Here is a 23,231-nt window from a genome sequence, read left to right on the forward strand (position 1 = left end):
GCCGCGACCGGTCGGACGGACGGTCAGAGCCCTGCGGGTGCCGCCATCGTGTCGGCGTACCGCGGCACGGTGCGGGACCAGAAGTAGCAACCGCGGATCCAGCCGGCCATGCCCTCCACATAGCCGACGCCGGACGGGCTCAGCTCCGGCCCGATCTCGCCGTAGAGCTCCTCGAACTCGCGGATCGTGCGGTTGATGTGCCGTGCGGCCAGGGTGACGGCCACCGGCAGGGAGCACCGGTGGGTCCTCTGGTAGGCGAGGGCCAGGTTGATCATGCCGCCCGCGCGCTGTTCCTTCACCGCGGAGAAGAGGTCGGGTATCCACACCGCCGCGTCGGCCGACAACCGGCTCAGGCGTCGCATGACGGGGTGGTGGATCTCCTGCGGCGTCAGTTCGCACGGCTGCGCGGCCTCGCACAGCGGGTAGAACGGCTGGACGCCGGCGATGAGGGAACGAATGTCCCGGCACAGTCCGCTGCCCACCGGGTCGGAGTCGACCTGGGCCACCGCCTCGTACAGGAGGCCGTGCACATACTCACGGCTGTACCAGGCCCAGCGCGCGGCCTGATCGGGTGTGCACCGCTCCCGGACCTGTCGGTACAGGTCGGTCAGGGCCGCCCCGAGCGGGGTGGTGGGCGGGCGGCCGTCGCGCAGGATCGCGATGCTCTCGCTCAGCATGGGCAGCAGCCGGGCGGGCGAGCGCCGCCCGACGTCCTCCGCCCGGTCGTCGAAGACGAACTGGTAGGCGATCTGATTGGCCACGATCTGGAGGAGCCCGGAATCCATGGACGGACTGTTGCAGGCGGCGAGTTCGGCGGGACGTGTGTAGGAGATCATGGCCGCCACCGCCGGGTCGTCGGTCAGCCCCCAGGTACTCAGCCATGCGTCGACGCCCGCCGACGCTTCCAAGGCGTGGGGATTGCGTTCGAACGGGAACGGCATGTAGAGGTTCGCGTCGATCAGTTCCCGCAGATCGACCGCCCGAGTTTTCTCCTGCGCGGCGAGCGTTATTTCCTCATGCGCCGTGGACATCGTTGCCACCTGCCGTTCGGGAGTTGTGGGCGACGGGGCAGACATCTGTCCGGGGTGCGATGGAATCCGCCCGGGGCGGTGTGCCCGCCGTCTTCCTGACGCGCGGTTCGCAGGTCATGACCAGTCCCCGCGGGCCCAACGACGCCGCGGGACGCAGCCGTTCCTCGTAGCCGGGCAGATGGCGCAGTCGCCAGTGGCGGGCGATGAACGCGACGGCCACCATGGCCTCGGTGAGGGCGAGTGTCTCCCCGATGCATTTCCGGCGGCCCGCTCCGAACGGGATCATCGCTCCGGGGCGGACCGCGACGGCCTGCCCGGGCAGCCAGCGGTCGGGGAGGAAGCGGTCGGGGTCGGGGAACAGGGCGGGGTCGTGGTGCAGGAGGTACGGGCTGAACACGATCGTGGCGCCCGGCGGGAGCAGCTGCCCGGCGAGCCGCGTCTCCTTCGTGGTGACGCGGGTGAAGAGCCAGCCGGGCGGGCGGTGGCGCAGTGTCTCGGTGAGGACGGACCGTGTGTGGACGAGGCGCGGCAGTTCGTCGGGACCGGGCGGCCGTCCCGAGGCGAGCACCGCGTCCACCTCGGCGTGCAGCCGACGTTCCTCCTCGGGGTGGCGCCCCAGCAGTTCCAAGGCGGAGGAGAGGCACAGGGCGGTGCTCTCGGCGCCGGCGAACATCAGTGTGATCACCTGGCCGTGGACTTCCCTGTCGGTGATCGCCGGCTCCCCGCCGTCCCCGCGGGCGGCCGCCAGCAGGGTGCCCAGCAGATCGTCCCGGTCGTCCCGGGCGGCGCCTCGCCGGCGCTCGGCGACAGCCGCGTCGACGATCGCGCGCAGACGGTCGGAGGCGTGCCGGTAGCGCCGGTTCGCCGGAGTGGGAATCCGGAACAGGGCGTCGACGGGCATCACCGTACGGACGAACATGCCGCGCACCACGGTGGCCAGGCAGCCGCGCATCTCGGCGGCGGTCGCGGCGTCGAGCGAGTCGGAGAAGAGGAGGCGGCTGATCACGCGGGTCGACAGGTCCATCATGGCCGCGCTGACGTCGACCGGCCCTCCGCCCCGCCAGCCGCGGCACACCGACTCCACCTCCTCGCCCATCAGGTGCACCTGGTCGGCGACGCGGGCCTTGCGGAAGCCGGGCTGGAGCAGCCTGCGCTGGCGCCGGTGGTCCTGGTGGCGGCAGGTGCCGACGCCGTCCCCCAGCAGCATCCGCAGCCGGTCGTAGAGCGGGCCGCCCTTGTCGAACGTCTCCGGGTCCCCTAGTACCTGGTGGACGAGATCCGGGTGACAGGCCATCCAGGCTCGCTGGGGACCCAGGCGTATTTCGACCAGATCCCCGTGCGCGGGCAGAGATTCCAGAAAAGCCAGCGGGCGACGGACCAAGTCGATACCGTGGCCCAGGAATGGGAATATGCCTGGAGCAGTGCCCACTGTCCAATTTCGGGCCGGTCCGGGAACGGAGCCGCTCATCGAATACCACCTGCCTCGGTCGGCACACGGGATTGCGCTGCTGTCGCGTCGATTTGACGCTCGCCACAGTCCTGCCCAGTGAAATCCGCCGACGGCTCGCCGAATCCTTTCTCCATAGGGGCGCACGGAAGCACGGAGGGGCGTCGAGGGCATCACGATTGCTTCGTGCATTCAGTTGGTCAATGCGTTTCTGTGCACGGAGAAATCCGTGTTCCGGCTGTGCTCCTGAAGGGCACGGCAGTCGCCCCATGTGCCTGGCATGAACATGGAAATCGGCCGGGTGGGCCGTCCGGCTGTACGGCTGCCGCCCCGAGGATTCCGGCCAGCAGCGCGGAGACGAAGTTGCCGTCGCTCGCTCCGGCGCCGGCGGTCTCCCGCAGGGCGCCTTCCCAGTTCCGCCGCGGCCGCGCGGGCCTGCCAGAACAGGAGCTGCGAGGCGGGCGCTGGGACCTCGGCGAACGACGCCCCGCGCCTTAGCCGGCGCTCGGGCCCGTCTCGACGTACCGGGCCAGATTCGCCAGGGCCATGCGCGTGCCCGTCTCGTTGTCCGCGGCGGGCACGGCGTCGGGGATGCCCTCGTGGACCACGAGGACGTCGGTGCCACCGCCCTGCGCGTCGGTGAGCGTCGTCGTCATGGTCATCGGGCCGGACATGGCGGGGTCGGCGGACTCGAACGCGAGCACCTCGACCACCTGCTCGTCGGGCACGAGCCGCGCGAAGTGGCCGTGGTACGTGTCGGTGTGCGCGGCCGATTTCCCGGTGGCGCCGGGTGCGTCGTACGTCAGCGAGACACGGAACCGGCCGCCCTCGCGCGCGTCGAACTCGTGCACCTCGGCGCGCATGTCGTCCGGCACCCGCCAGCGCTCGACCGCCTCCGCGCTCAGCAGCGCCCGGTAGACGGCCGGACGCGGCGCGTCGACATGGCCCGAGACCCGCGTCGTGTACATGCGCCCACCCTACGGCGACACGCGCACCCGGCCGTTCAGGCCCGGCCGGGCTCCTCCGCCCCGGTCGGCAGCGGTGGCTCCGCCTCGATGTGCCGCAGCTCCTCGTCGGTGAGCAGCCGGGAGCGGATCAGGAAGCGGACGCCCTCCGGGGCCTCCAGGGAGAAGCCGCTGCCTCGGCCGGGGACGACGTCCACGGTGAGATGGGTGTGCGACCAGTACGTGTACTGGTCGCCGCTCATCCAGAACGGGGTGTCCCCGGCCACCTGCCCCAGCAGGACGTCCGAGCCGCCGACCCGGAACTCACCGCGCGGGTAGCACATCGGGGCACTGCCGTCGCAGCAGCCGCCGGACTGGTGGAACATCACCGGCCCGTGCGCCCCGGTCAGCTTCCGCAGCAGTTCCTCGGCTGCCGGTGTCAGTTCGACGCGTTCCGTGCGGGTGGGGTGGTTCGTCATGCGATCCCTCCTGGCCGGTCGGTCCGTCTATCTTGGCAATCGGATACCAGCATGTCGTTCCGAGCACGAGAAGTCGTTCCGAGCATGAGAACAGGAAGGCCCCATGACCGCCACCGATCCGTGGATACGACGCTTCTTCCCGAGCCCCGACGCCCCCGTACAACTCATCTGCCTGCCCCACGCGGGCGGTTCGGCGTCCTTCTTCCGGCCGGTGGCCCAGGCGTTGACCCCCCGGGTCGAGGTGCTCTCCGTCCAGTACCCGGGCCGTCAGGACCGGCACAACGAGCCCATGATCGACACTATCGACGGTCTCGCGGACCATGTCAGCCGGGCCGTGACGCGCACGGTCGACCGCCCCTTCGCCCTGTTCGGGCACAGCATGGGAGCGACCCTGGCCTTCGAGGTCGCCGTACGGCTGGAGCGGGCCGGGCGATTCGCCGAGCGGGTCTTTGTCTCGGGCCGCCGCGCACCGTCGTGCCGGCGCGACGAGCGGGTGCACCGGCGGGACGACGCCGGGATCATCGCCGAGCTGCGCGGACTCAGCGGCACCGACCAGCGCATCTTCGGGGACGAGGAGCTGATGCGCATGATCCTGCCGGCCCTGCGCAACGACTACCGCGCGGTGGAGACCTATGTGTGGGCGTCGGACCACCGCCTCCGCAGCCCCCTCACCGCGCTGACCGGAGACGACGACCCCAAGGCGAGCCACGACGAGGTACGGGCCTGGAGCGCCCACACCGAAGGCGACTTCGAGATGAAGCGCTACCCCGGCGGGCACTTCTTCCTCATCGACCACGCGCCGGACGTGATCGGCGTCATCGGTGACCGGCTGGCCCGGCCCGCCCCGACCCCGCGCTGACTCACCGTCCGTTCAGATACGCCAGGACGGCCAGCACCCTGCGGTGACCGCTGTCGCCGGTCGGGAGGCCGAGCTTCAGGAACACATTGCCGATGTGCTTGCTGACGGCGCGTTCGGTGACGACGAGGGTCCGCGCGATGGTGGTGTTGTCATGGCCCTGGGCCATCAGTTTCAGCACCTCGCGCTCGCGCGGCGTCAGCGAGTCCAGGGGTGAGTCGCGGCGCCGGGTGAGCAACTCGGTGACCACCTCCGGGTCCAGGGCCGTACCACCGCCCGCGACCCGGTCCAGCGCCTCCAGGAACTCGTCCACCCGGCCCACCCGGTCCTTGAGCAGATAACCGACCCCGCTCGCCCCGCCGCCCAGCAACTCGGCGGCGTACGACTCCTCCACGTACTGCGAGAGCACCAGCACGGGCAGTCCTGGCATCCTCTCGCGGGCCTCCAGGGCTGCGCGCAGGCCCTCGTCCCGGAAGCCCGGCGGCATCCGGACGTCGAGCACGGCCGCGTCCGGACGGTGTTCGAGCAGCGCCGGGAGAACCTCGGGACCGGTACGGGCGACGGCCGCCACCTCGTGCCCGGCCGAGGTCAGCAACAGCACGAGCCCTTCTCTGAGCAGGGCGTTGTCCTCGGCGATCACCACACGCACGGCAGCTCCACTTCGATCACGGTCGGCCCCCCGACGGGGCTGGTCACGGTCACGCTCCCGTCCAGGGCGGCGACGCGGCGGCGGATGCCCGGCAGCCCGGAGCCGCCACCGGACTCGTCCGCGCCGCCCACGCCCTCGTCCCGGACGACGGCGCGCAGCCCGGTGCGCAGCCGTTCCAGAACGACCGACGCCCGGTCGGCGCCGCTGTACTTGGCGGCGTTGGTGAGGGCCTCCGCCACGGCGAAGTAGGCCGCCGCCTCGATCGCGGCCGGGGCCCGGACCCCCTCGCCCTCCAGACCGTCCACCCGCACGGCCACCTCGAGTCCACTGATCGCGGCCAGCGCCCGCACCGCACCGATCAGACCCCGGTCGGTGAGGATCGGCGGATGGATGCCGCGGACCACGTGCCGCAGCTCGGTCAGCGCCTCCTCGGCCTGGTCCTGCGCGTCGGCCAGCAGCCGCTGCGCGGCCCGCGGGTCATGGTCGTAGGCGCGTACGGCCAGCCCGATCCGCATGGACAGCGCCACCAGCCGGGCCTGCGCCCCGTCGTGCAGATCCCGCTCGATACGGCGCAGTTCGGCCCCGTGCGCCGCGATCGCGTCCGTCCGGGTGGCGGCCAGCTCCTCGACCCGGGCGGCCAGCCGTGCCCGGGGCGAGGGCTTGAGCAGGGCCTCCGACCAGCCGGCCTCCACATCGGCGAGGCGGGTGATCCACGGCAGGACGAGCGCCGCACGGCGCCCCAGCCCGCACCGCACGCCGTCGACCACCAGCCCCAGCGGCCACAGGGGCAAGGCCAGGAAGAACAGGGCCCCATAGACATACGAGGCCGCCATCCAGCGCAGATCGGTCAGGGTGCCGGGGTCCCGGACCGCGATCCGCAGCCGCTTGCGCAGCGGGCCGGTGACCGGCTCGTACGCCTCGGGGATCTCCCGGCCCGTCCAGGCCGTCACCAGGGTGCGCTTCGCCCCGGCGATCCGGCGGATCAGCAGCACCGTCTCGGGCAGCAGCCACGCCCCGACGACGGAGACCGTGGCGATCGCCGTGATGAGCAGCACGGTGATGAACAGGTAGAGGCCGAAGGCCAGCAGGGCGGCGAGGAACAGGTGGAGCGTGGCCCGCCCCGCCTGCCCCAGCGCCCTGCCCCAGCGGGCCGGTTCGGCCACCGTCATCCGGGGCGCCGCATGTGGCGGCGGATCCAGGCGGCCTGCCCGCCGTCGACGAGCAGATCGGTGCCGGTGATGTAGCGCGCCTCGGGGCCGGTGAGGAAGGCCACCGCGTCGGCGATCTCGCCCGGTGTGCCCGGCCGGCCCGCCCCGCACGCGTCGAGCATCTTCAGCATGTGCCCGTCGGCGTCCGAGTCGGCCTCCGCCTTCGCCATCGCGGTGGCGATGACACCGGGGCTGAGGGTGTTGACGCGGGCGCCGAGCCGATTCCAGGCGAGGGCGGCGGCCTGCACACGGACGTGGTTGGCGCGCTTGGCGAGGATGTAGGCGGCGGTCGCGTCGTCACCGAGGCCGGTGACGGCGTCGAGACCGAGCAGCTCCTCGGCGGGAGCCGTCGCCAGGGCGGCCTCGTCCTCGGCGCTGATCGAGGCCATGTGCCCGGCCAGACTGGCGACACAGACGAGCGAGGTGCCTCTGACGGCCACCTTCTCGAACGCCTCGATCACATACACCGTGCCGAGCAGGTCCACATCGAGGATCCTGCGGACCGAGGCCGTCGCGGCGGCGACCCCGGCGGTGTGCACCACGGCGGTGATCCGGCCCAGTTCCGCCGCGACTCTCGCGAGTTCCTCGACCGAGGCACGGTCGGAGACGTCGGTCGGGACGCCGCGCACCTCGTATCCCTCGGCGCTCAGCTCCGCCACGACCTGATCGAGCCGTTCGCGCGAGTGGTCGGCGATGATCAGCGTCCGTCCGCTGCCCAGACGGCGCGCGACCGCCGTTCCCATCCCGCCCGCTCCGGTGACGACGACCACGTCGCGCGGGTCGTCCGTACGGTTCTGCATCTGCGCTCTCCTTCGCTGAAAGGGCGGGGGCGACAACGGGGCCGCCCCCGCCGGGAGTCGGGGAACCTGAGGTCAGGCCGCCTCGGTGCCGGCGGCCGGTACGGCGTCGCGCCAGGCCGTTCCGCCCGCGATGGCCTGCCGCCAGCCGCGGACGGCCTTGGGCGGCATGCCGACCGCCAAGGCACCGGTCAGGCGGTCGCCCGTGCGATAGGCGGCCACGAACCTGCGTTCGGCCAAGTCGCCTTCCACGACGGCGACTTCGTCGTGCCCGCGCAGGTAGCCGTACGCCTGGATCTTCATGTCGTACTGGTCGGACCAGAAGTACGGCACCGGCGCGAACGGCCTGCGCGCATCCGGTGCGGCGAGCAGATTGCGGGCGGCGGCCATGCCCTGCTCGGCGGCGTTCGTACGGTGCTCGATCCGCATCGACGTCCCGAACAGCGGGTTGTCCCAGCGGGCCACGTCCCCGGCCGCGTACACACCCGGAGCGGCTGCGCAGTACGCGTCGCAGAGCACCCCGTCGCCGACCGCGAGCCCGCTGCCCGCCAGCCACTCGGTGTTGGGCAGCGAGCCGATGGCGACCAAGACCGCGTCGGCCTCGACCGGCTCGCCGTCCGCGAGCCGTACGCCCCCGTCGGTCACCTCGGTCACGGTGACGCCGGTGCGCAGCTCCACGTCGTGGTCGAGGTGGGCCCGCGAGAGCACCCGGCCGACCTCGTGGCCGACGGCGTGCGCCAGCGGCACGGGAGCCGGTTCCAGAAGGGTCACCCGGGCGCCCAGCCCCTGCGCCACCGCGGCGGCCTCGGCACCGAGGAACCCGGCGCCCACCACGACCAGCCGGCAGCCCGGCCTCAGCCGCTCGCGCAGCGCCAGGGCGTCGTCCAGGGTGCGCAGCACATGGGCGCCCGCGTCACCGGGCAGCCGCCGGGGACGCACCCCGGTGGCCACGATCAGCCCGTCGTAGGGCACCCGACCCCCGTCGGCCAGACACACCGTACGGTCCGTCATGTCCAGCCCGGTCGCGGCCGTCCCCAGCCGCAGGTCGAGGCCGAGCGCGTCGAGGTCGGACGGCGGGCGCAGCGGCAGACGCTCGGCCGGCCACTCGCCGGAGAGGATCTGTTTGGACAGCGGGGGACGGTCGTACGGGGCGCGCGGCTCGTCACCGACGAGGGTGAGCGTGCCGTCGAAGCCCGTCCGGCGCAGTGTCTCCGCCGCCGCGAGTCCGGCGGCCGAGGCGCCGACGACCACGACCCGCCTCACGACTGCACCAGCCGGATCGCGGCGGCCGGGCAGATCGCCACGGCCTCCTCCACCTCGCCGCGCAGCTCCTCGCCGGGCCGCTCCTCCAGCAGGATCGCCACACCGTCGTCGTCCCGCTGGTCGAAGACGTCAGGGGCGGCCATCACGCACTGGCCCGACGCCACGCACTTCGGAACGTCCAGTTCCACACGCATCGTTGTCACCTCGGTTCTTCTCGGAGAGTGGGTGGTCACCAGGCCACGGGCAGGCTGTGCACGCCGTAGGTGGTCCCGGTGTGGTCGAACTCCAGGTCCTCGATCGCCGCGTCCAGCCGCAGGGTCGGGATGCGGCGGTAGAGGGTGCCGTAGACGACCTGGAGTTCCAGGCGGGCCAGGTTCTGGCCGAGGCACTGGTGGGGGCCGTAGCCGAAGGCCTGGTGGATTCGGGCCGGGCGGGTGATGTCGAGGCGCTCGGCCTCGGGGAAGACCTCCGGGTCCCAGTTCGCGGCGTGCAGGTCGAAGATGATGCCGTCGCCCTTGCGGATGACGACGTCACCGATTTCGATGTCGTCCTTGGCGACCCGGCGTACGCCGGTCTGGACGATGGACAGATAGCGCAGCACCTCGTCGACCGCGTTCGCGATCAGCTTCGGGTCGTCGGTCTCGCGCAACAGGGCGAGCTGGTCGGGGTGCTGGAGCAGGGCGAGGGTGCCGAGGCTGATCATCGTCGCGGTGGTCTCATGGCCGGCGATCAGCATCGCCACGCCCATGTGCACGGCCTCGCTGTGTGTCATCTCGCCGGCCTGGACACGGCCGGCCATCTCCGACAGCACGTCGTCGTCCGGGTCGGCCGTCTTCAGCTTGATGAGGTTGTCCAGGTAGGCGGCGAGCGCGCCGCTGGCCTTCCTGGCCTCCTCCGGCGCCGCCGAACCGTCCAGCACCAGGCTGCTGCTGCGCTGGAAGAAGTCGTGGTCCTCGTACGGCACTCCGAGCAGTTCGGCGATGACCAGGGACGGCACCGGCAGCGCGATCGCCTTGAGCAGATCGACCTGGCCGGGGCCGGCGAGCATCCGGTCGATCAGCTCGTCGACGATCTTCTGGACCGGCTCGCGCATCTTCTCGATCCGCTTGACCACGAACGGCCCGTTCACGGTCCGCCGCAGCCGCGTGTGCTCCGGGGCGTCCGTGTTGGTGATCAGCCGCGGGGTGATCGGCGCGATCTCCGCCCGGTGCGCGTTGACGTACGGGAAGCCGGGGTCGAGGTCGTCGTCGCTGACGCGGGAGTCGGGCAGCAGGGCCCGCTGGTCGGCGTGGCGGGTGACCAGCCAGGGCGTACTGCCGTTCCAGATCCGCACCTTGGTGATCGGCTTCTCGTTCCGCAGTTCCTGGGCGACCGGGGCCGGGGCCAGCGGGCACTGTTCGGCGCGCGGCAGCGGGTACTCGGGCAGCGGGCCGGTGGCGCCGGTGACGGGGCAGGACAGGGCATCGGACATGGCGTCTCCTCGGTGAGTCGGTGAGGTGGGGTGGGGGAGGGGAAGGTTCAAGAAGGTCGCGGAGTCTCAGGCGTGGGCCGCGTTCCGGTGGCCGGCGACGATCCCGCCGGCCGCGCCGAGTGAGACCAGCCCCATGGCGGCAGCGGCGGCGATCGCCTTCACGCCGTCCAGGGCGACGTACATCGCCACGGCCGCACCGCCGTTGAACAGGAACAGGAACCACAGCGTGCCCGGCCTGGACAGGAAGCCCTTGATCCTCGGCTTCTTGGCGAGGCGCGTACCGGTGACGAGCGCGACGGCGGACCCGGCGACGGTGGCCACGTCCTTCTGGGTGCCGTCGAGGACCGCACCGGCGCCCAGGGCGGCGCCGAGACCGATGGTGAAGAGGCTCCAGAGCAGCAGGTCGGCGACGAAGGACTTGACGGTGGCGAGGAACGAGGACATGGAGGTACCTCTCGGGGTGGAATGCGGGGGAGGGAGGGGTGGCTCGGGCGTTTCCGGCCTGCTCACCACGATTCCGTCCGCCGCCTGCCGCGACGAGGGAGCGCGCTCCCGGACCGGGGGTGGAGCCTGCTACACCACGGCCGTCTCGGCGGGGGCTTCGGCCGGCTCGGCCGGTTCGCCCGCGGCCTGCCGTCGCGGCAGGAAGGAGGCGAGGAGGAAGGCCAGGAGGGCCGCTCCGGCGCCGATGGCCATGACCGTCTTGAAGCCGTTCTCGGAGGGCAGGGCATGGCCCCCGAAGTCGGTGGTGAGCTGCGCCAGGATGACGCCCGCGAGGGCGCTGGCGAACGACGTTCCCATGGAGCGCATCAGGGTGTTGAGGCTGTTGGCCGCCGCCGTCTCGGAGGCCGGCACCGCTGCCATGATCAGGGCGGGCATGGCCCCGTAGGCGAAACCGACACCGCCGCCGATGACACAGGCGACCAGGACGATGTGCCAGACCTCGGACATCAGCGCGAGGCTCAGCGCGTACCCGGCGGCCACGACGACCGCGCCGATCATCAGGGTGACCTTGGGGCCCTTCGCCTTGGTGAGGGCGGCGGAGACGGCGGACATGGCCATCATCACCAGCCCCTGCGGGGCCAGGATCAGGCCGACGGCCAGCATGGACTTGCCCAGCCCGTAGCCGGTCTGCTCGGGCAGCTGGAGGACCTGCGGCAGGACGAGCGACACGGCGAACATCGAGAAGCCGAGCGCGATCGAGGCGAGGTTGGTGAACAGCACCTGGCGGCGGGCGGTGGTGCGCAGGTCCACCAGCGGCTGGGCGGTGCGCAGTTCGTAGCGTCCCCACAGCAGGAAGACCACGACCGCGGTGGCGAACAGCCCCAGCGTCGTGCCGCTGGTCCAGCCCCAGTCGCCGCCCTTGGAGACGGCCAGCAGCAGGGAGACCAGCGCGGCGGACAGACCGAGGGCGCCGGGCAGGTCGAAGCTGCCGCCGGTGCGGACCTTCGACTCGGGCACGATCAGCACCAGCAGCGCCAGGGCGAGGACACCGAGCGCGGCGGAGATCCAGAACAGCATGTGCCAGTCGTAGCGGTCGGCGATGAAGGCGGCCGCGGGCAGGCCGAGGGCGCCGCCGACACCCAGGGAGGCGCTCATCAGGGCGGTGGAGCCGGCGAGCCGCTCGGCGGGCAGGACGTCCCGCATGATGCTGATGCCGAGCGGGACGACGGCCGCCGACAGGCCCTGGAGCGTGCGGCCGACGACCATCGGGACGAGCGAGTCGCTCAGGGCGCAGACGACCGAGCCGGACACCAGCAGCACGACGCTGACGAGCAGCAGGCGGCGCTTGCCGAACATGTCCCCGAGGCGGCCGACGACCGGGGTGGCGACGGCGGCGGCCAGCAGGGTGGCGGTGATCGCCCAGGCGGCGTTCGAGGGGGAGGCGTCCAGATAGCGGGGCAGCTCGGGAACGATCGGGATGACCAGGGTCTGCATCAGCGAGACCACGATCCCGGCGAAGGCCAGTACCCCGACCACGGCGTTCGATCTGGGCGGGGCGGACGATCCGGCCTTCGCGTGGCCGGTGACGGGGTGGGACATGGAAGCCCTCCGGGAGTGACGGGGAAGCGCGGTTGCTTGACTTAGGCAAGCAGATTCTCCTTGCCTAAGTCAAGCAACTTTCCTAGGCTGCACCCATGCCCACACCACATCCCGTGGCGGAGCCCGCCTCGACGGCGCTCGCCGAGATCGAGCAGGCCCTCACGCGCCTCACCCACCTGGCCGGCCGGGCCCGGCAGCACGAGCGGGTGATGGCCGAGTCGGGACTGGCCCTGGACCGGGCCGCCGCGGCGGTCCTGCAGCACATCGCCGGGGGCGAGCCGTCACGCCCCGGCGTACTGGCCGCCCGGCTGTCGGTGGAGGCCTCCCACGTCACTCGGCAGCTGCGGCACCTGGAGCGGGCCGGCTATGTCGTCCGCGTCGCCGACCCGGCCGACCGGCGCGCCCAGCTCGTCCGGCTCACCGGGGCCGGTCTGGCCGCCGTCGAGCGCATGCGGGAGGTCCGTCGGCGGGGCATGGAGATGGCGCTGTCCGACTGGACCCCCGGGGAGCTGCGGCAGCTCGCCGTGCTCCTCCGCAGGCTCCTCGACGACTTCGTCACGCACACCGAGAGCGCCCTCGACGCCGGATCTCCCACGCGCGGCGCGGGGGAGCGGCGGACGTAGGGCGCGGGGCCGGCCGCGTCAGCCGGACGTCTCGGCGGGCAGCGGCTGTTCCGCCCAGATCGTCTTGCCCGTGGCGGTCTGGCGGGTGCCCCAGCGGTCGGAGAGCTGGGCGACGAGGAGCAGGCCGCGTCCGCCCTCGTCGAAGACGCGGGCCCGGCGCAGATGGGGAGCGGTGTTGCTGCCGTCGGACACCTCGCAGATGAGGGTCGAGTCGCGGATCAGCCGCAGTTCGATGGGGGCGCCGCCGTAGCGCAGGGCGTTGGTGACCAGTTCGCTGACGATCAGCTCCGTGGTGAACGCCACCTCCGTCAGCCCCCAGTCGGACAGTTGTCCGCCCGCCAGTTTGCGGGCGCGGGCCACGGCGGCGGGGTCGGGCGGGAGCCGCCAGGTGTGCACCTGCCCGGCGTCGAGCGCGGCGGTCCGGGCCAGCATCAGCACGATGTCGTCGGCGGAACGGCCCGCCAGCACGGTGCGCAGCACCTGGTCACAGGTCTCCTCCAGCGCGTCGGCCGGGCTGCCCAGCGCCCGGCGCAGCAGGCCGAGCCCGACCTCGATGTCATGGTCGGCGGCCTCGATCAGCCCGTCGGTGTAGAGGGCGAGCAGGCTGTTCTCCTCCAGCCGCACCTCGGCCGACTCGAACGGCAGACCGCCCAGGCCCAGCGGCGGCCCGGCCGGCAGATCGAGAAACCGCACGTCGCCGTCGGGCGTGACCAGCGCAGGCTGCGGATGCCCGGCGCGGGCCATGGTGCAGCGGCGGGACACCGGGTCGTACACGGCGTACAGACAGGTCGCTCCGACCTGCCCCGACGCCTCCGCCGAGCGCCCGCGCACCTCCGGGCCCTCCTCCCGGTCGAGCCTCAGGACGAGATCGTCCAGCTGGGTGAGCAGCTCGTCGGGGGCGAGATCGACATCCGCGAGCGTCCGTACGGCGGTCCGCAGCCGTCCCATCGTGGCCGAGGCGTGGATGCCGTGGCCCACCACGTCGCCCACGACCAGGGCGACCCGGGCGCCGGACAGCGGGATCACGTCGAACCAGTCGCCGCCGATCTCCGCCCCGGAACCGGTCGGCAGATAGCGGTAGGCGACCTCCATCGCCGCCAGGTCCGGAGGCCGGTCGGGCAGCAGGCTGCGCTGGAGCGCCAGTGCCGTACGGCGTTCCCGGGTGTAGCGGCGGGCGTTGTCCACGCTCACCGCCGCCCTGGCCGCGATCTCCTCAGCGAGCAGCAGGTCGTCCTCGCTGAAGGGCTCCGGCGTCCGGTGCCGCAGGAAGTGCACCAGCCCCAGCGTCACGCCCCGGGCGCGCAGCGGCACCATCATCACCGAGTGGATCATGTGCTTGGCCACGGACTCGGCGCGGGCGGGCGAGGAGCTGATCCACTCCCGCATCCCCGGATCCCCCGGCCGGTGCCGGGAGCCCCGGCCGGCGACGAGCGTCCGCACCGGCAGCGTGCCCACCGGGTAGACGGTCGTGTCCCCGGAGGGGATCACCGACTCGGGGCAGCCCTCCAGCACCGATCGCTGCGCGGTGCGCCGTACGGTGACCGGCGCGTCCGGCGGCAGCGGTTCCGGCTCGTCCCCGAGGGCGACGGACTCCAGCAGGTCCACGGTGACGAAGTCCGCGAACCCGCTCACGGCCACCTCGGCCAGCTCGTCCGCCGTCCGGGCCACGTCCAGGGTGCTGCCGATGCGCAGGCTCGCGTCGTTGAGCACCGCCAGCCGGCGGCGGGCCCAGGACTGCTCCGTGGTGTCGAACACGGTCGCGGACAGCCCCTGGACCGTGCCGGTCTCGTCCTTCAGCGGCGACATGTACATGGACCAGGCGTGCCGCCGGGTCTCGCCCGGGGCCAGGCCGTGCTCCTCGTGGAAGATCATCTCGCCGGTGCGCAGGACCTCGTGCTGGAGGCGGTCGTACTCGTCGAAGGGCCAGCTGGGGTGGATCTCCCACAGCGTCAGGCCCCTCATCTCCTCCTCGGTCCGGCCCATCACCTGCGCCATGGTCGCGTTGGCGGCCACCAGCCGGGCCTCACGGTCGTAGACCGCCACCGGTACCGGGAGCTGGGAGAGCGTGAGGTCCCACAGGGGCGGGGCTTCCTGTCCGGCCCGTCGCGCCGTGTGCGCAGGTGCGATGCCGGTCACCAGCCAGAGCCGCTCGCGGTTCGCGTCCGTCAGGGGCGTTCCCTGCAGCCGCACCGCGACCCGGTCGCCGTCCCGGTGCCGCAGCGCCACCTCGCCCGCCCACCGCTGCCTGTCGGCCACATGTCGCCGGGTGGATTCCGGGAGGTCGGCGGTGAGCAGCTCGGTGACGGACCTGCCCACGATCTCGGCGGCGTCGTATCCGAGCAGGCGGCGGGCACCGTCGCTCCACGCCGTGATCGCCCCGCGGGCATCGACGACGACCGCGAGATCCTCCGGTACGCGTCCCTCCACGGTGCCGCCGAGTACCCCTTCGCGGCTTCTGTCTACCCTCCCCGCCGCCGGCGATCGTGTTCTCAGATGGCCGCGCGGATCGCCCGCTCGAACCCCTCGACATGACCGCGGGCGAGCCGCGCCGCCTTCTCCGGTTCGCCCGCCACGATCGCCTCGATCAGCGGACCGTGCTCCTCGACGTGACCGGCCATGTCCGACAGGCGGTCGAGGAACAGGCACCAGATGCGGGTGGCGAGGTTGTCGTGGCGGACGAGGGTGTCCTCCAGGTAAGGGTTGTGCGCGGCGGCGTAGACGGCGCGGTGGACCTGGAGATCCAGGTGCATGAGCGCGGTGTCGTCGTGCCGGGCGGAGTGCGCGCTCGCCAGCTCCTGCCGCAGGGCCGTCAGGACCGCCCGGTCCGTGGCCGTGGCGCGGCGCGCGGCCTGGGCGGCGGCCAGCGGCTCCAGTTCCTGGCGCACCTCGGAGATATGGGCCAGGTCCGTGATGTTGACCTCGGTGGCGAAGGTGCCGCGCCGGGGGAAGGTCGTGATCAGCCGCTCGTACTGGAGCCGCTTGAGGGCCTCGCGCACCGGTGTCCGTCCGACGCCGAGGGACTGCGCGAGCTGCTCCTCGTGGATCGGCGCGCCCGGGCGGATCTCGAGCATGACGAGCCGGTCGCGGATGGCGCGGTAGGCCCGCTCGGCGAGCGACAGCTCCTCGCTCCCGGGCTCTCCGACGCTCGGCTGTCCGCCTTTGGGCTCGGTCGCCAGCTGCTGCATGAATGCCCCCTTGACCTGTCCGGCGAGCTCCCATACCGTACCGCAGAGCCTGATATATCAGTTGCGCATTAGTCGGCCACCAGGATGGTGCACAGATGGCAACCAGCCCGTCGACCAGCACACTCGCCTCCCCCCTCGCCCTGACGCTCGGCGAACTCGACCCGGACGTCGCCACCGCCGTGCACGCCGAGCTGCACCGCCAGCAGTCCACCCTCGAGATGATCGCCTCGGAGAACTTCGCCCCGGCCGCCGTCCTGGAGGCCCAGGGCTCGGTCCTGACCAACAAGTACGCCGAGGGCTACCCGGGCCGCCGCTACTACGGCGGCTGCGCACACGTCGACGCCGTCGAGCGGCTGGCCATCGCCCGGGTGAAGGAACTGTTCGGCGCCGAGCACGCCAACGTCCAGCCGCACTCGGGCGCCCAGGCCAACGCCGCCGCGATGTCCGCGCTGCTCGACCCGGGCGACACCATCCTCGGGCTCGACCTGGCGCACGGCGGCCATCTGACCCACGGCATGCGCCTCAACTACTCCGGCAAGCTCTACGACGTCGTGCCGTACCACGTGCGCGCGTCGGATCTGCGCGTCGACATGGACGAGGTCGAGCGACTCGCCCTCGCGCACCGGCCCCGGATGATCGTCGCCGGGTGGTCGGCCTACGCCCGGCGGCTGGACTTCGCCGCGTTCCGGCGGATCGCCGACCAGGTGGGCGCGTATCTCCTCGTCGACATGGCGCACTTCGCCGGGCTGGTGGCCGCCGGCCTCCACCCCAGCCCGGTGCCGTACGCCGACGTCGTCACGACCACCACGCACAAGACCCTCGGCGGTCCGCGCGGCGGTGTGATCCTCAGCCGGGCCGGCCTGGCCAAGAAGATCGACTCGGCGGTCTTCCCCGGCCAGCAGGGCGGCCCGCTGCAGCATGTCATCGCGGCCAAGGCGGTCGCCTTCAAGGTGGCGGCGGGGGAGGAGTTCAAAGAACGCCAGCAGCGCACCCTGCACGGCGCCCGCATCCTCGCCGGACGGCTGCTCGCCGACGACGTCGCCGAGGCCGGGATCACGGTGCTCACCGGTGGCACCGAGGTCCACCTCGTCCTCGTCGACCTGCGCAACTCCGCGCTCGACGGGCAGCAGGCCGAGGACCGGCTGCACCGCGTCGGCATCACCGTCAACCGCAACGCGGTGCCGTTCGACCCCCGCCCGCCCATGGTCTCGTCGGGGCTGCGCATCGGCACCCCGGCCCTGGCCACACGCGGCTTCGGCGACGCCGAGTTCCGCGAGGTCGCCGACATCATCGCCCAGGCCCTCAAGGGCGAACAGCCCGAGGACGCACTGCGCGCCCGGGTCGGCAGGCTCGCCGCCGCCTTCCCCCTCTACCCCCACCTGTCCCACGCGAACGGAGGCGCCGCATGACCGCCCAGCCGCTGCCGGAGCACCCGGACTTCCTGTGGCGCACCCCCGAGCCGCGCTCCTCGTACGACGTCGTCATCGTCGGCGCGGGCGGCCACGGCCTGGCCACCGCCTACTACCTCGCCAAGAACCACGGCATCACCAACATCGCCGTCCTGGAGAAGGGCTGGCTGGCCGGCGGCAACATGGCCCGCAACACCACGATCATCCGCTCCAACTACCTCTGGGACGAGAGCGCGGCGATCTACGAACACGCGCTGAAACTGTGGGAGCGGCTCCCCGAGGAGCTGGACTACGACTTCCTGTTCAGCCAGCGAGGCGTCCTTAACCTCGCGCACACCCTCCAGGACGTCCGCGAGGGCGTGCGCCGGGCCAACGCCAACCGGCTCAACGGAGTCGACGCCCAGTGGCTCGAACCGGACGAGGTCGCCAAGGTCTGCCCCATCCTCAACGTCTCGCCCCGCACCCGCTACCCGGTCCTCGGCGCCACCTTCCAGCCCCGGGCCGGCATCGCCAAGCACGACCACGTCGCCTGGGCGCTGGCCCGCCGCGCCGACGAGCTGGGCGTGGACCTGATCCAGGGCTGCGAGGTCACCGGCTTCCTCAAGGACGGCGACCGCGTCGTGGGCGTCGAGACGAACCGGGGCCGCATCCACGCCGGGCGGGTCGGCCTCGCGGCGGCCGGGCACAGCAGCGTGCTGGCCGAACGGGCGGGCGTACGGCTGCCGGTGCAGTCCCATCCGTTGCAGGCGCTGGTCTCCGAGCTGCACGAGCCGGTGCACCCGACGGTGGTGATGTCGAACCACGTGCACGTCTACGTCTCCCAGGCCCACAAGGGCGAGCTGGTGATGGGCGCCGGCGTCGACTCCTACAACGGCTACGGGCAGCGCGGCTCCTTCCACGTCATCGAGCGGCAGATGGCCGCCGCCGTCGAGCTGTTCCCCGTCTTCGCCCGCGCGCACGTCCTGCGCACCTGGGGCGGCATCGTCGACGTCACCCCGGACGCCTCCCCGATCATCGGCCGGACCCCCGTCGAGAACCTCTACGTCAACTGCGGCTGGGGCACCGGCGGTTTCAAGGCCACCCCGGCCGTCGGCTGGACCTTCGCGCACACCCTCGCCACCGGTGAGCCGCATCCGCTGAACGCCCCCTTCGCCCTGGAACGCTTCACCACGGGCGCCCTGATCGACGAACACGGCGCGGCGGCCGTGGCCCACTGAGGAGGACACCACCGTGCTGCTCATCACCTGCCCCTGGTGCGGTCCGCGCGACGAGACCGAGTACCACTACGGCGGCCAGGCCCACGTCCCCCACCCCGAGAACCCGGGCGAACTCACCGACGAGCAGTGGGCCGCGTACGTCTTCTACCGGGACAACCCCAAGGGCCCCTTCGCGGAACGGTGGATGCACAGCATCGGCTGCCGCCGCTGGTTCAACGTCCTGCGCGACACCGCCACCCACGAGGTGCTGACCTCGTACCGCCTCGACGAGCCCCGTCCCGGAGGGAACCGATGACCGACCAGCGCTTCCGGCTCCCCCAGGGCGGCCGTATCGACCGCGGCGCCGTGCTGCGGTTCACCGTCGACGGCCGGGAACTGACCGGCCACCCCGGCGACACCCTCGCCTCGGCCCTGCTGGCGAACGGCCTCGTCGAGGTCGCCCCGTCCCTCTACCGGGGCCGCCCGCGCGGCATCGTCGCCGCGGGGCCCGAGGAACCCAACGCCCTGGTGCAGCTCGACGGCCCCTGCTCGGAAGGCATGCTCCCGGCGACGACGGTGGAGCTGTACGACGGCCTGTCCGCCACCACCCTCTCGGGAATGGGCCGGCTCGACCCGACGCCCGACCCCGCCGTCTACGACAAGAAGTACGTCCACACCGACGTCCTCGTGGTCGGCGCCGGACCGGCCGGACTCGCGGCGGCCGCCGCTGCCGCGGGCTCCGGCGCCCGGGTGATCCTCGTCGACGACCAGCCCGAGCCCGGCGGTTCGCTGTTCTCCGCCACCGAGTGGGTCGCCGATGTCCGGGCGGCCCTCGACGCGGCCCCCGAGGTCGTCGTGCTGCCCCGCACCACGGCCTTCGGCTCCTACGACGACAACTACGTCCTGGCCCTTCAGCGGCGCACCGACCACCTCGGAACGCCGGAAGGCATCTCCCGGCAGCGGCTGTGGCACATCCGGGCCCGTCAGGTGGTCCTGGCGACCGGTGCGCACGAGCGTCCGCTGGTCTTCGCCGGCAACGACCGGCCCGGGGTGATGCTCGCCGGGGCCGTGCGGACGTACCTCGACCGCTATGCCGTGGCCCCGGGTTCGCGGGCCGTGGTGAGCACGACCAACGACAGTGCCTACGACACGGTCGCCGCTCTGCACGGGGCGGGCATCCCCGTCGCCGCCGTGGTGGACGCGCGCGCCGAGCTGTCCTCGCGCGCGGCCGAGGCCGCCTCGGCGACCGGGGTGCGGGTGCTGACGGGCAGCGCGGTGGTCGCGACCGAGGGGGACAGGCGCATCACGGGTGTCACCGTCCGGGCCCTCGACGGGGGTGAACCGGAGTCGTTCGACTGCGACCTGCTCGCCGTGTCGGGCGGGTGGAGCCCGGTGGTGCATCTGCACAGCCAGCGGCAGGGGCGGCTGCGCTGGGACGAGGAACTGGTCGCGTTCGTCCCCGAAGGCGCCGTACGCGGGCAGCAGGTCGTGGGGGCGGCGCGCGGGACGTACGGCCTCGACGGCTGCCTGGCCGAGGGGAGGCGGGCCGGTGCGACGGCCGCCACGGAGGCCGGGTTCCCGGTGCCCGTGCCGACGGCGTCGCAGGAGGAGGCCCGTCCTCACATGCGCGCCCTGTGGCTGGTGCCGGGCCTCGACGACGGTGGGGACACCCACTTCGTCGACCTGCAACGCGATGTCACCGTCGCCGACGTCCTGCGCTCCACCGGGGCCGGGATGCGGGGCGTCGAGCACGTCAAGCGCTACACCTCGCTCGGCACGGCGAACGACCAGGGCAAGACCTCCGGTGTCAACGCGATCGGGGTGATCGCCGAGATCCTCGGCGGCTCGCCGGGCGAGATCGGCACCACGGCCTACCGGGCGCCCTACACACCGATCGCCTTCGCCGCGCTGGCCGGCCGGGACCGCGGTGAGCTGTTCGACCCCGAACGCACCACGTCCATCCACGGCTGGCATGTCGCGCACGGCGCGGAGTTCGAGGACGTCGGGCAGTGGAAGCGCCCCCGGTACTACCCGCAGTGCGGTGAGGACATGGACACGGCGGTGGCCCGTGAATGCCGCGCCGCCCGCGAGGGAGTGGCGTTCATGGACGCCTCCACCCTCGGCAAGATCGAGATCCGGGGCGCGGACGCGGGCGAGTTCCTCAACCGCGTCTACACCAACGCCTTCAAGAAGCTGAAGCCCGGCACGGCCCGCTACGGCGTGATGTGCAAGCCCGACGGCATGATCTTCGACGACGGTGTGACCCTGCGCCTCGACGACGACCGCTACTTCATGACCACCACGACCGGCGGAGCCGCCGGAGTCCTGGACTGGCTGGAGGAGTGGCTGCAGACCGAGTGGCCCGAACTGGACGTGTACTGCACCTCGGTGACCGAGCAGTGGTCGACGATCGCCGTGGTCGGTCCGCGGTCCCGCGAGGTCGTCGCCCATCTCGCCCCCGACGTCGACCTGTCGAACGAGGCCTTCCCCTTCATGGCCTTCCGCGAGACCACCCTGGCCTCCGGCGTCCCCGCCCGCATCTGCCGGATCTCCTTCTCCGGCGAACTCGCCTACGAGATCAACGTCTCCGCGTGGTACGGCCTCGCGGTGTGGGAGGAGGTGGACGCGATCGGCCGGCCGTACGGCATCACCCCCTACGGCACCGAGACCATGCACGTCCTGCGGGCCGAGAAGGGCTACATCATCGTCGGGCAGGACACCGACGGCACGGTCACCCCGCAGGACGCGGGCATGTCCTGGGTGGTCTCCAAGCAGAAGGACTTCATCGGCAAGCGGTCCTTCGCCCGCGCGGACACCTCCCGCAGCGACCGCAAGCACCTGGTCGGCCTGCTGCCCAGCGACCGTACGACCCGGCTGCCCGAGGGCACCCAACTCGTCGCGTCGGATGTCTCCTTGGAGACGGTGCCCGTGCCGATGCTCGGCCATGTCACCTCCAGCTACCACAGCCCGGCCCTCGGCCGCCCCTTCGCCCTGGCCCTCGTCGCCGACGGACGAGCCAGGATCGGCCAGACCCTGCTCGCTCCGGTGGGCGAGGACCTGGTGCCCGTCGAGGTGGCCGAATGCGTCCTCTACGACCCCGAAGGGACCAAACGAGATGGCTGAGCAGACGATCGACGCGGGCCCGGTGGCCCTGCGCAGTAGTCCCCTGGCGCACCTGGAGGACCGGATGCGCGCCGCCGCCGTCACCGGAGCCCGGGGCGTCACCCTCATGGAGCGGCCGTTCCTCACCATGGTGAACGTGCGCGTCGACCCCGGTTCCGAGACGGCCGTACGTATCGAGAAGACCCTGGGGACACGGCTCCCGGGCGAGTGTGGGCACACCACCGCGTCCGGCCCGCACACGGCCGTATGGCTCGGGCCCGACGAGTGGCTCGTGATCTCCCGGATCGACGGAGCCGCCCTGACCGCCGAGTTGCGCGAGGCGCTCGGGGCGGACCCGGGCTCGATCGTGGACGTCTCCGCCAACCGCACCACCCTGGAGCTGCGCGGCCCGTCCGCCCGGCAGGTGCTGGAGAAGGGCTGTCCCCTGGACCTGCATCCCCGCGCCTTCGGACCGGGCCGGGCGGTGTCGACCACGGTGGGCCCGGTCGCGGTACTGCTCCGGCAGCTCGACGACGCGCCGGCCTACCAGCTGCTCCCGCGCTCCTCGTTCGCCGACCATCTGGCGCGCTGGCTCATCGACGCCATGAGCGAGTTCCGTGGCCCGGAGGTGCCCTGATGAGCACCTCGCCCCAGACGGCGTCACCCCAGACAGAGCATGTGCTGACCCTCGACTGCCCCGAGGCTCCCGGCATCGTCCACGCCGTCTCGCGGTTCCTGCTGGAACACGGCAGCGACATCATCGACAACCAGCAGTTCGGCGACCGCCGCGACGGCCACTTCTTCATGCGGGTGCGCTTCGCCACCGCCGACGGCGAGACCGGGACGGAGACCCTGCGCCGCGACTTCGCCGCCGTGGCCGCCCCCTTCGCCATGCGGTGGCTCCTCGAACCCGTCAGCACACGGCGCCGCGTACTGGTCATGGTGTCCCGCTACGGCCACTGCCTCAACGACCTGCTCTTCCGCGCCCGCAGCGGTGACCTGCCCGTCGATGTCGTCGCCGTGGTCTCCAACCACCGCGACCACGAGGCCCTCGTCACCTGGCACGGCATCCCGTTCTTCCACGTCCCGGTCACCGCCGCGACCAAACCCGAGGCCGAGGCCCGGCTCCTCGAACTCGTCGACTCCTTCGACGTCGACCTGGTCGTGCTGGCGCGCTATATGCAGGTCCTCTCGGACGGGCTGTGCTCCCGGCTGGCCGGCCGGGCGATCAACATCCACCACTCGTTCCTGCCGAGCTTCAAGGGCGCCAAGCCCTACCACCAGGCCCACGAACGCGGCGTCAAACTCGTCGGAGCGACCGCCCACTACGTCACCGCCGACCTCGACGAGGGCCCGATCATCGCCCAGGAGGTCAGGGACGTCGACCACAGCCACACCCCCGAGGACCTCGTCGCCATCGGCCGGGACGCGGAGTCGGCGGCCCTGGCCCGGGCGGTCCGCTGGCACTGCGAGGGCCGGGTCTTCGTCCAGGGCAGACGCACGGTGATCCTCCGCTGACGCCCGCGGA

The 23,231-nt window shown here is 72.2% G+C and carries 22 protein-coding genes; 8 read left to right on the forward strand and 14 right to left on the reverse strand.

Annotated elements, in window-relative coordinates:
• Positions 1-23: 23 nt before the first annotated feature.
• The 4 genes from NNW99_RS34365 to NNW99_RS34380 form a co-directional block, all read right to left on the reverse strand.
• The gene (locus tag NNW99_RS34365) at positions 24-1,031 is read right to left on the reverse strand and encodes a (-)-alpha-amorphene synthase (RefSeq protein ID WP_215123058.1); all 1,008 of its coding nucleotides are present in this window, start codon (positions 1,029-1,031) and stop codon (positions 24-26) included.
• Positions 1,015-2,499, reverse strand: a complete 1,485-nt coding sequence (locus NNW99_RS34370) for a cytochrome P450 (protein ID WP_215123059.1) — start codon at positions 2,497-2,499, stop codon at positions 1,015-1,017. Before NNW99_RS34370 ends, NNW99_RS34365 begins: the two co-directional genes overlap by 17 nt.
• Before the next feature lie 473 nt (positions 2,500-2,972).
• Positions 2,973-3,446 carry an SRPBCC family protein gene (locus tag NNW99_RS34375; RefSeq protein ID WP_215123060.1) on the reverse strand — a complete coding sequence of 158 codons (474 nt, stop codon included), beginning with the start codon at positions 3,444-3,446 and terminating at the stop codon, positions 2,973-2,975.
• A 35-nt stretch (positions 3,447-3,481) separates the two neighbouring features.
• Positions 3,482-3,901, reverse strand: a complete 420-nt coding sequence (locus NNW99_RS34380) for a DUF779 domain-containing protein (protein ID WP_215123061.1) — start codon at positions 3,899-3,901, stop codon at positions 3,482-3,484.
• Positions 3,902-4,004: 103 nt separating this feature from the next.
• On the opposite strand from NNW99_RS34380, the gene NNW99_RS34385 reads away from it, so the two are divergent.
• A complete protein-coding gene (locus NNW99_RS34385; RefSeq protein ID WP_215123062.1) occupies positions 4,005-4,760 on the forward strand; it encodes a thioesterase II family protein in 756 nt (251 codons plus the stop codon).
• A 1-nt stretch (position 4,761) separates the two neighbouring features.
• Here the strand turns inward: NNW99_RS34385 and NNW99_RS34390 are convergent, their stop codons facing one another.
• The 8 genes from NNW99_RS34390 to NNW99_RS34425 all read right to left on the reverse strand — a co-directional run bounded on the left by NNW99_RS34390 (position 4,762) and on the right by NNW99_RS34425 (position 12,188).
• Positions 4,762-5,406 carry a response regulator transcription factor gene (locus NNW99_RS34390; protein WP_215123063.1) on the reverse strand — a complete coding sequence of 215 codons (645 nt, stop codon included), beginning with the start codon at positions 5,404-5,406 and terminating at the stop codon, positions 4,762-4,764.
• Positions 5,394-6,575, reverse strand: coding sequence for a histidine kinase (locus tag NNW99_RS34395; RefSeq protein WP_215123064.1), 1,182 nt, complete (start codon positions 6,573-6,575; stop codon positions 5,394-5,396). The genes NNW99_RS34390 and NNW99_RS34395 overlap by 13 nt, the downstream gene beginning before the upstream one ends.
• A complete protein-coding gene (locus NNW99_RS34400; protein ID WP_215123065.1) occupies positions 6,572-7,414 on the reverse strand; it encodes an SDR family oxidoreductase in 843 nt (280 codons plus the stop codon). Before NNW99_RS34400 ends, NNW99_RS34395 begins: the two co-directional genes overlap by 4 nt.
• Positions 7,415-7,486: 72 nt before the next feature.
• On the reverse strand, positions 7,487-8,674 hold the full coding sequence (locus NNW99_RS34405) for an NAD(P)/FAD-dependent oxidoreductase (protein ID WP_215123066.1): 1,188 nt from the start codon (positions 8,672-8,674) through the stop codon (positions 7,487-7,489).
• Positions 8,671-8,868, reverse strand: coding sequence for a ferredoxin (locus NNW99_RS34410; RefSeq protein ID WP_215123067.1), 198 nt, complete (start codon positions 8,866-8,868; stop codon positions 8,671-8,673). Before NNW99_RS34410 ends, NNW99_RS34405 begins: the two co-directional genes overlap by 4 nt.
• Positions 8,869-8,903: 35 nt before the next feature.
• A complete protein-coding gene (locus tag NNW99_RS34415; protein ID WP_215123068.1) occupies positions 8,904-10,145 on the reverse strand; it encodes a cytochrome P450 in 1,242 nt (413 codons plus the stop codon).
• A gap of 66 nt (positions 10,146-10,211) precedes the next feature.
• Positions 10,212-10,589: a hypothetical protein gene (locus tag NNW99_RS34420; protein ID WP_215123069.1), complete on the reverse strand. Its 378-nt coding sequence runs from the start codon at positions 10,587-10,589 to the stop codon at positions 10,212-10,214.
• A gap of 129 nt (positions 10,590-10,718) precedes the next feature.
• The gene (locus tag NNW99_RS34425; protein ID WP_215123070.1) at positions 10,719-12,188 is read right to left on the reverse strand and encodes an MFS transporter; all 1,470 of its coding nucleotides are present in this window, start codon (positions 12,186-12,188) and stop codon (positions 10,719-10,721) included.
• 95 nt (positions 12,189-12,283) lie between these two features.
• Here NNW99_RS34425 and NNW99_RS34430 point away from each other — a divergent pair, with 95 nt between their 5' ends.
• Positions 12,284-12,811 carry a MarR family winged helix-turn-helix transcriptional regulator gene (locus tag NNW99_RS34430; protein ID WP_215123071.1) on the forward strand — a complete coding sequence of 176 codons (528 nt, stop codon included), beginning with the start codon at positions 12,284-12,286 and terminating at the stop codon, positions 12,809-12,811.
• Positions 12,812-12,829: 18 nt separating this feature from the next.
• Here NNW99_RS34430 and NNW99_RS34435 read toward each other — a convergent pair whose 3' ends face one another.
• Positions 12,830-15,238 carry a SpoIIE family protein phosphatase gene (locus NNW99_RS34435; RefSeq protein ID WP_215123072.1) on the reverse strand — a complete coding sequence of 803 codons (2,409 nt, stop codon included), beginning with the start codon at positions 15,236-15,238 and terminating at the stop codon, positions 12,830-12,832.
• 62 nt (positions 15,239-15,300) lie between these two features.
• Positions 15,301-15,996 carry a GntR family transcriptional regulator gene (locus NNW99_RS34440; protein ID WP_215123073.1) on the reverse strand — a complete coding sequence of 232 codons (696 nt, stop codon included), beginning with the start codon at positions 15,994-15,996 and terminating at the stop codon, positions 15,301-15,303.
• Positions 15,997-16,091: 95 nt separating this feature from the next.
• On the opposite strand from NNW99_RS34440, the gene glyA reads away from it, so the two are divergent.
• The 6 genes from glyA to purU are packed head-to-tail and all read left to right on the forward strand — an operon-like array spanning position 16,092 to position 23,221.
• Entirely contained in the window at positions 16,092-17,405 is a 1,314-nt protein-coding gene (gene glyA / locus NNW99_RS34445; RefSeq protein ID WP_215123074.1) for a serine hydroxymethyltransferase, read from the forward strand.
• Complete coding sequence (locus tag NNW99_RS34450) at positions 17,402-18,622, forward strand: sarcosine oxidase subunit beta family protein (protein ID WP_215123075.1); 1,221 nt, start codon at positions 17,402-17,404, stop codon at positions 18,620-18,622. Before glyA ends, NNW99_RS34450 begins: the two co-directional genes overlap by 4 nt.
• Positions 18,623-18,635: 13 nt before the next feature.
• Positions 18,636-18,917, forward strand: coding sequence for a sarcosine oxidase subunit delta (locus NNW99_RS34455; protein ID WP_215123076.1), 282 nt, complete (start codon positions 18,636-18,638; stop codon positions 18,915-18,917).
• Entirely contained in the window at positions 18,914-21,724 is a 2,811-nt protein-coding gene (locus tag NNW99_RS34460; protein WP_215123077.1) for a sarcosine oxidase subunit alpha family protein, read from the forward strand. Before NNW99_RS34455 ends, NNW99_RS34460 begins: the two co-directional genes overlap by 4 nt.
• Positions 21,717-22,340 carry a sarcosine oxidase subunit gamma gene (locus NNW99_RS34465; protein WP_215123078.1) on the forward strand — a complete coding sequence of 208 codons (624 nt, stop codon included), beginning with the start codon at positions 21,717-21,719 and terminating at the stop codon, positions 22,338-22,340. Before NNW99_RS34460 ends, NNW99_RS34465 begins: the two co-directional genes overlap by 8 nt.
• Positions 22,340-23,221, forward strand: coding sequence for a formyltetrahydrofolate deformylase (purU, locus tag NNW99_RS34470; protein WP_215123079.1), 882 nt, complete (start codon positions 22,340-22,342; stop codon positions 23,219-23,221). Before NNW99_RS34465 ends, purU begins: the two co-directional genes overlap by 1 nt.
• The last annotated feature ends 10 nt before the right edge of the window (positions 23,222-23,231 follow it).

It is taken from the genome of Streptomyces sp. CRCS-T-1 (assembly GCF_024442335.1).
GTDB classification, from domain to species: domain Bacteria; phylum Actinomycetota; class Actinomycetes; order Streptomycetales; family Streptomycetaceae; genus Streptomyces; species Streptomyces koelreuteriae.

Coding starts and splice junctions, on each gene's coding strand:
- NNW99_RS34365 (WP_215123058.1), bottom strand. CDS start 1,031: ATGTCCACGGCGCATGAGGAAATAACGCTCGCCGCGCAGGAGAAAACT.
- NNW99_RS34370 (WP_215123059.1), bottom strand. CDS start 2,499: ATGAGCGGCTCCGTTCCCGGACCGGCCCGAAATTGGACAGTGGGCACT.
- NNW99_RS34375 (WP_215123060.1), bottom strand. CDS start 3,446: ATGTACACGACGCGGGTCTCGGGCCATGTCGACGCGCCGCGTCCGGCC.
- NNW99_RS34380 (WP_215123061.1), bottom strand. CDS start 3,901: ATGACGAACCACCCCACCCGCACGGAACGCGTCGAACTGACACCGGCA.
- NNW99_RS34385 (WP_215123062.1), top strand. CDS start 4,005: ATGACCGCCACCGATCCGTGGATACGACGCTTCTTCCCGAGCCCCGAC.
- NNW99_RS34395 (WP_215123064.1), bottom strand. CDS start 6,575: ATGACGGTGGCCGAACCGGCCCGCTGGGGCAGGGCGCTGGGGCAGGCG.
- NNW99_RS34400 (WP_215123065.1), bottom strand. CDS start 7,414: ATGCAGAACCGTACGGACGACCCGCGCGACGTGGTCGTCGTCACCGGA.
- NNW99_RS34410 (WP_215123067.1), bottom strand. CDS start 8,868: ATGCGTGTGGAACTGGACGTTCCGAAGTGCGTGGCGTCGGGCCAGTGC.
- NNW99_RS34415 (WP_215123068.1), bottom strand. CDS start 10,145: ATGTCCGATGCCCTGTCCTGCCCCGTCACCGGCGCCACCGGCCCGCTG.
- NNW99_RS34420 (WP_215123069.1), bottom strand. CDS start 10,589: ATGTCCTCGTTCCTCGCCACCGTCAAGTCCTTCGTCGCCGACCTGCTG.
- NNW99_RS34425 (WP_215123070.1), bottom strand. CDS start 12,188: ATGTCCCACCCCGTCACCGGCCACGCGAAGGCCGGATCGTCCGCCCCG.
- NNW99_RS34430 (WP_215123071.1), top strand. CDS start 12,284: ATGCCCACACCACATCCCGTGGCGGAGCCCGCCTCGACGGCGCTCGCC.
- NNW99_RS34440 (WP_215123073.1), bottom strand. CDS start 15,996: ATGCAGCAGCTGGCGACCGAGCCCAAAGGCGGACAGCCGAGCGTCGGA.
- glyA (WP_215123074.1), top strand. CDS start 16,092: ATGGCAACCAGCCCGTCGACCAGCACACTCGCCTCCCCCCTCGCCCTG.
- NNW99_RS34450 (WP_215123075.1), top strand. CDS start 17,402: ATGACCGCCCAGCCGCTGCCGGAGCACCCGGACTTCCTGTGGCGCACC.
- NNW99_RS34460 (WP_215123077.1), top strand. CDS start 18,914: ATGACCGACCAGCGCTTCCGGCTCCCCCAGGGCGGCCGTATCGACCGC.
- NNW99_RS34465 (WP_215123078.1), top strand. CDS start 21,717: ATGGCTGAGCAGACGATCGACGCGGGCCCGGTGGCCCTGCGCAGTAGT.
- purU (WP_215123079.1), top strand. CDS start 22,340: ATGAGCACCTCGCCCCAGACGGCGTCACCCCAGACAGAGCATGTGCTG.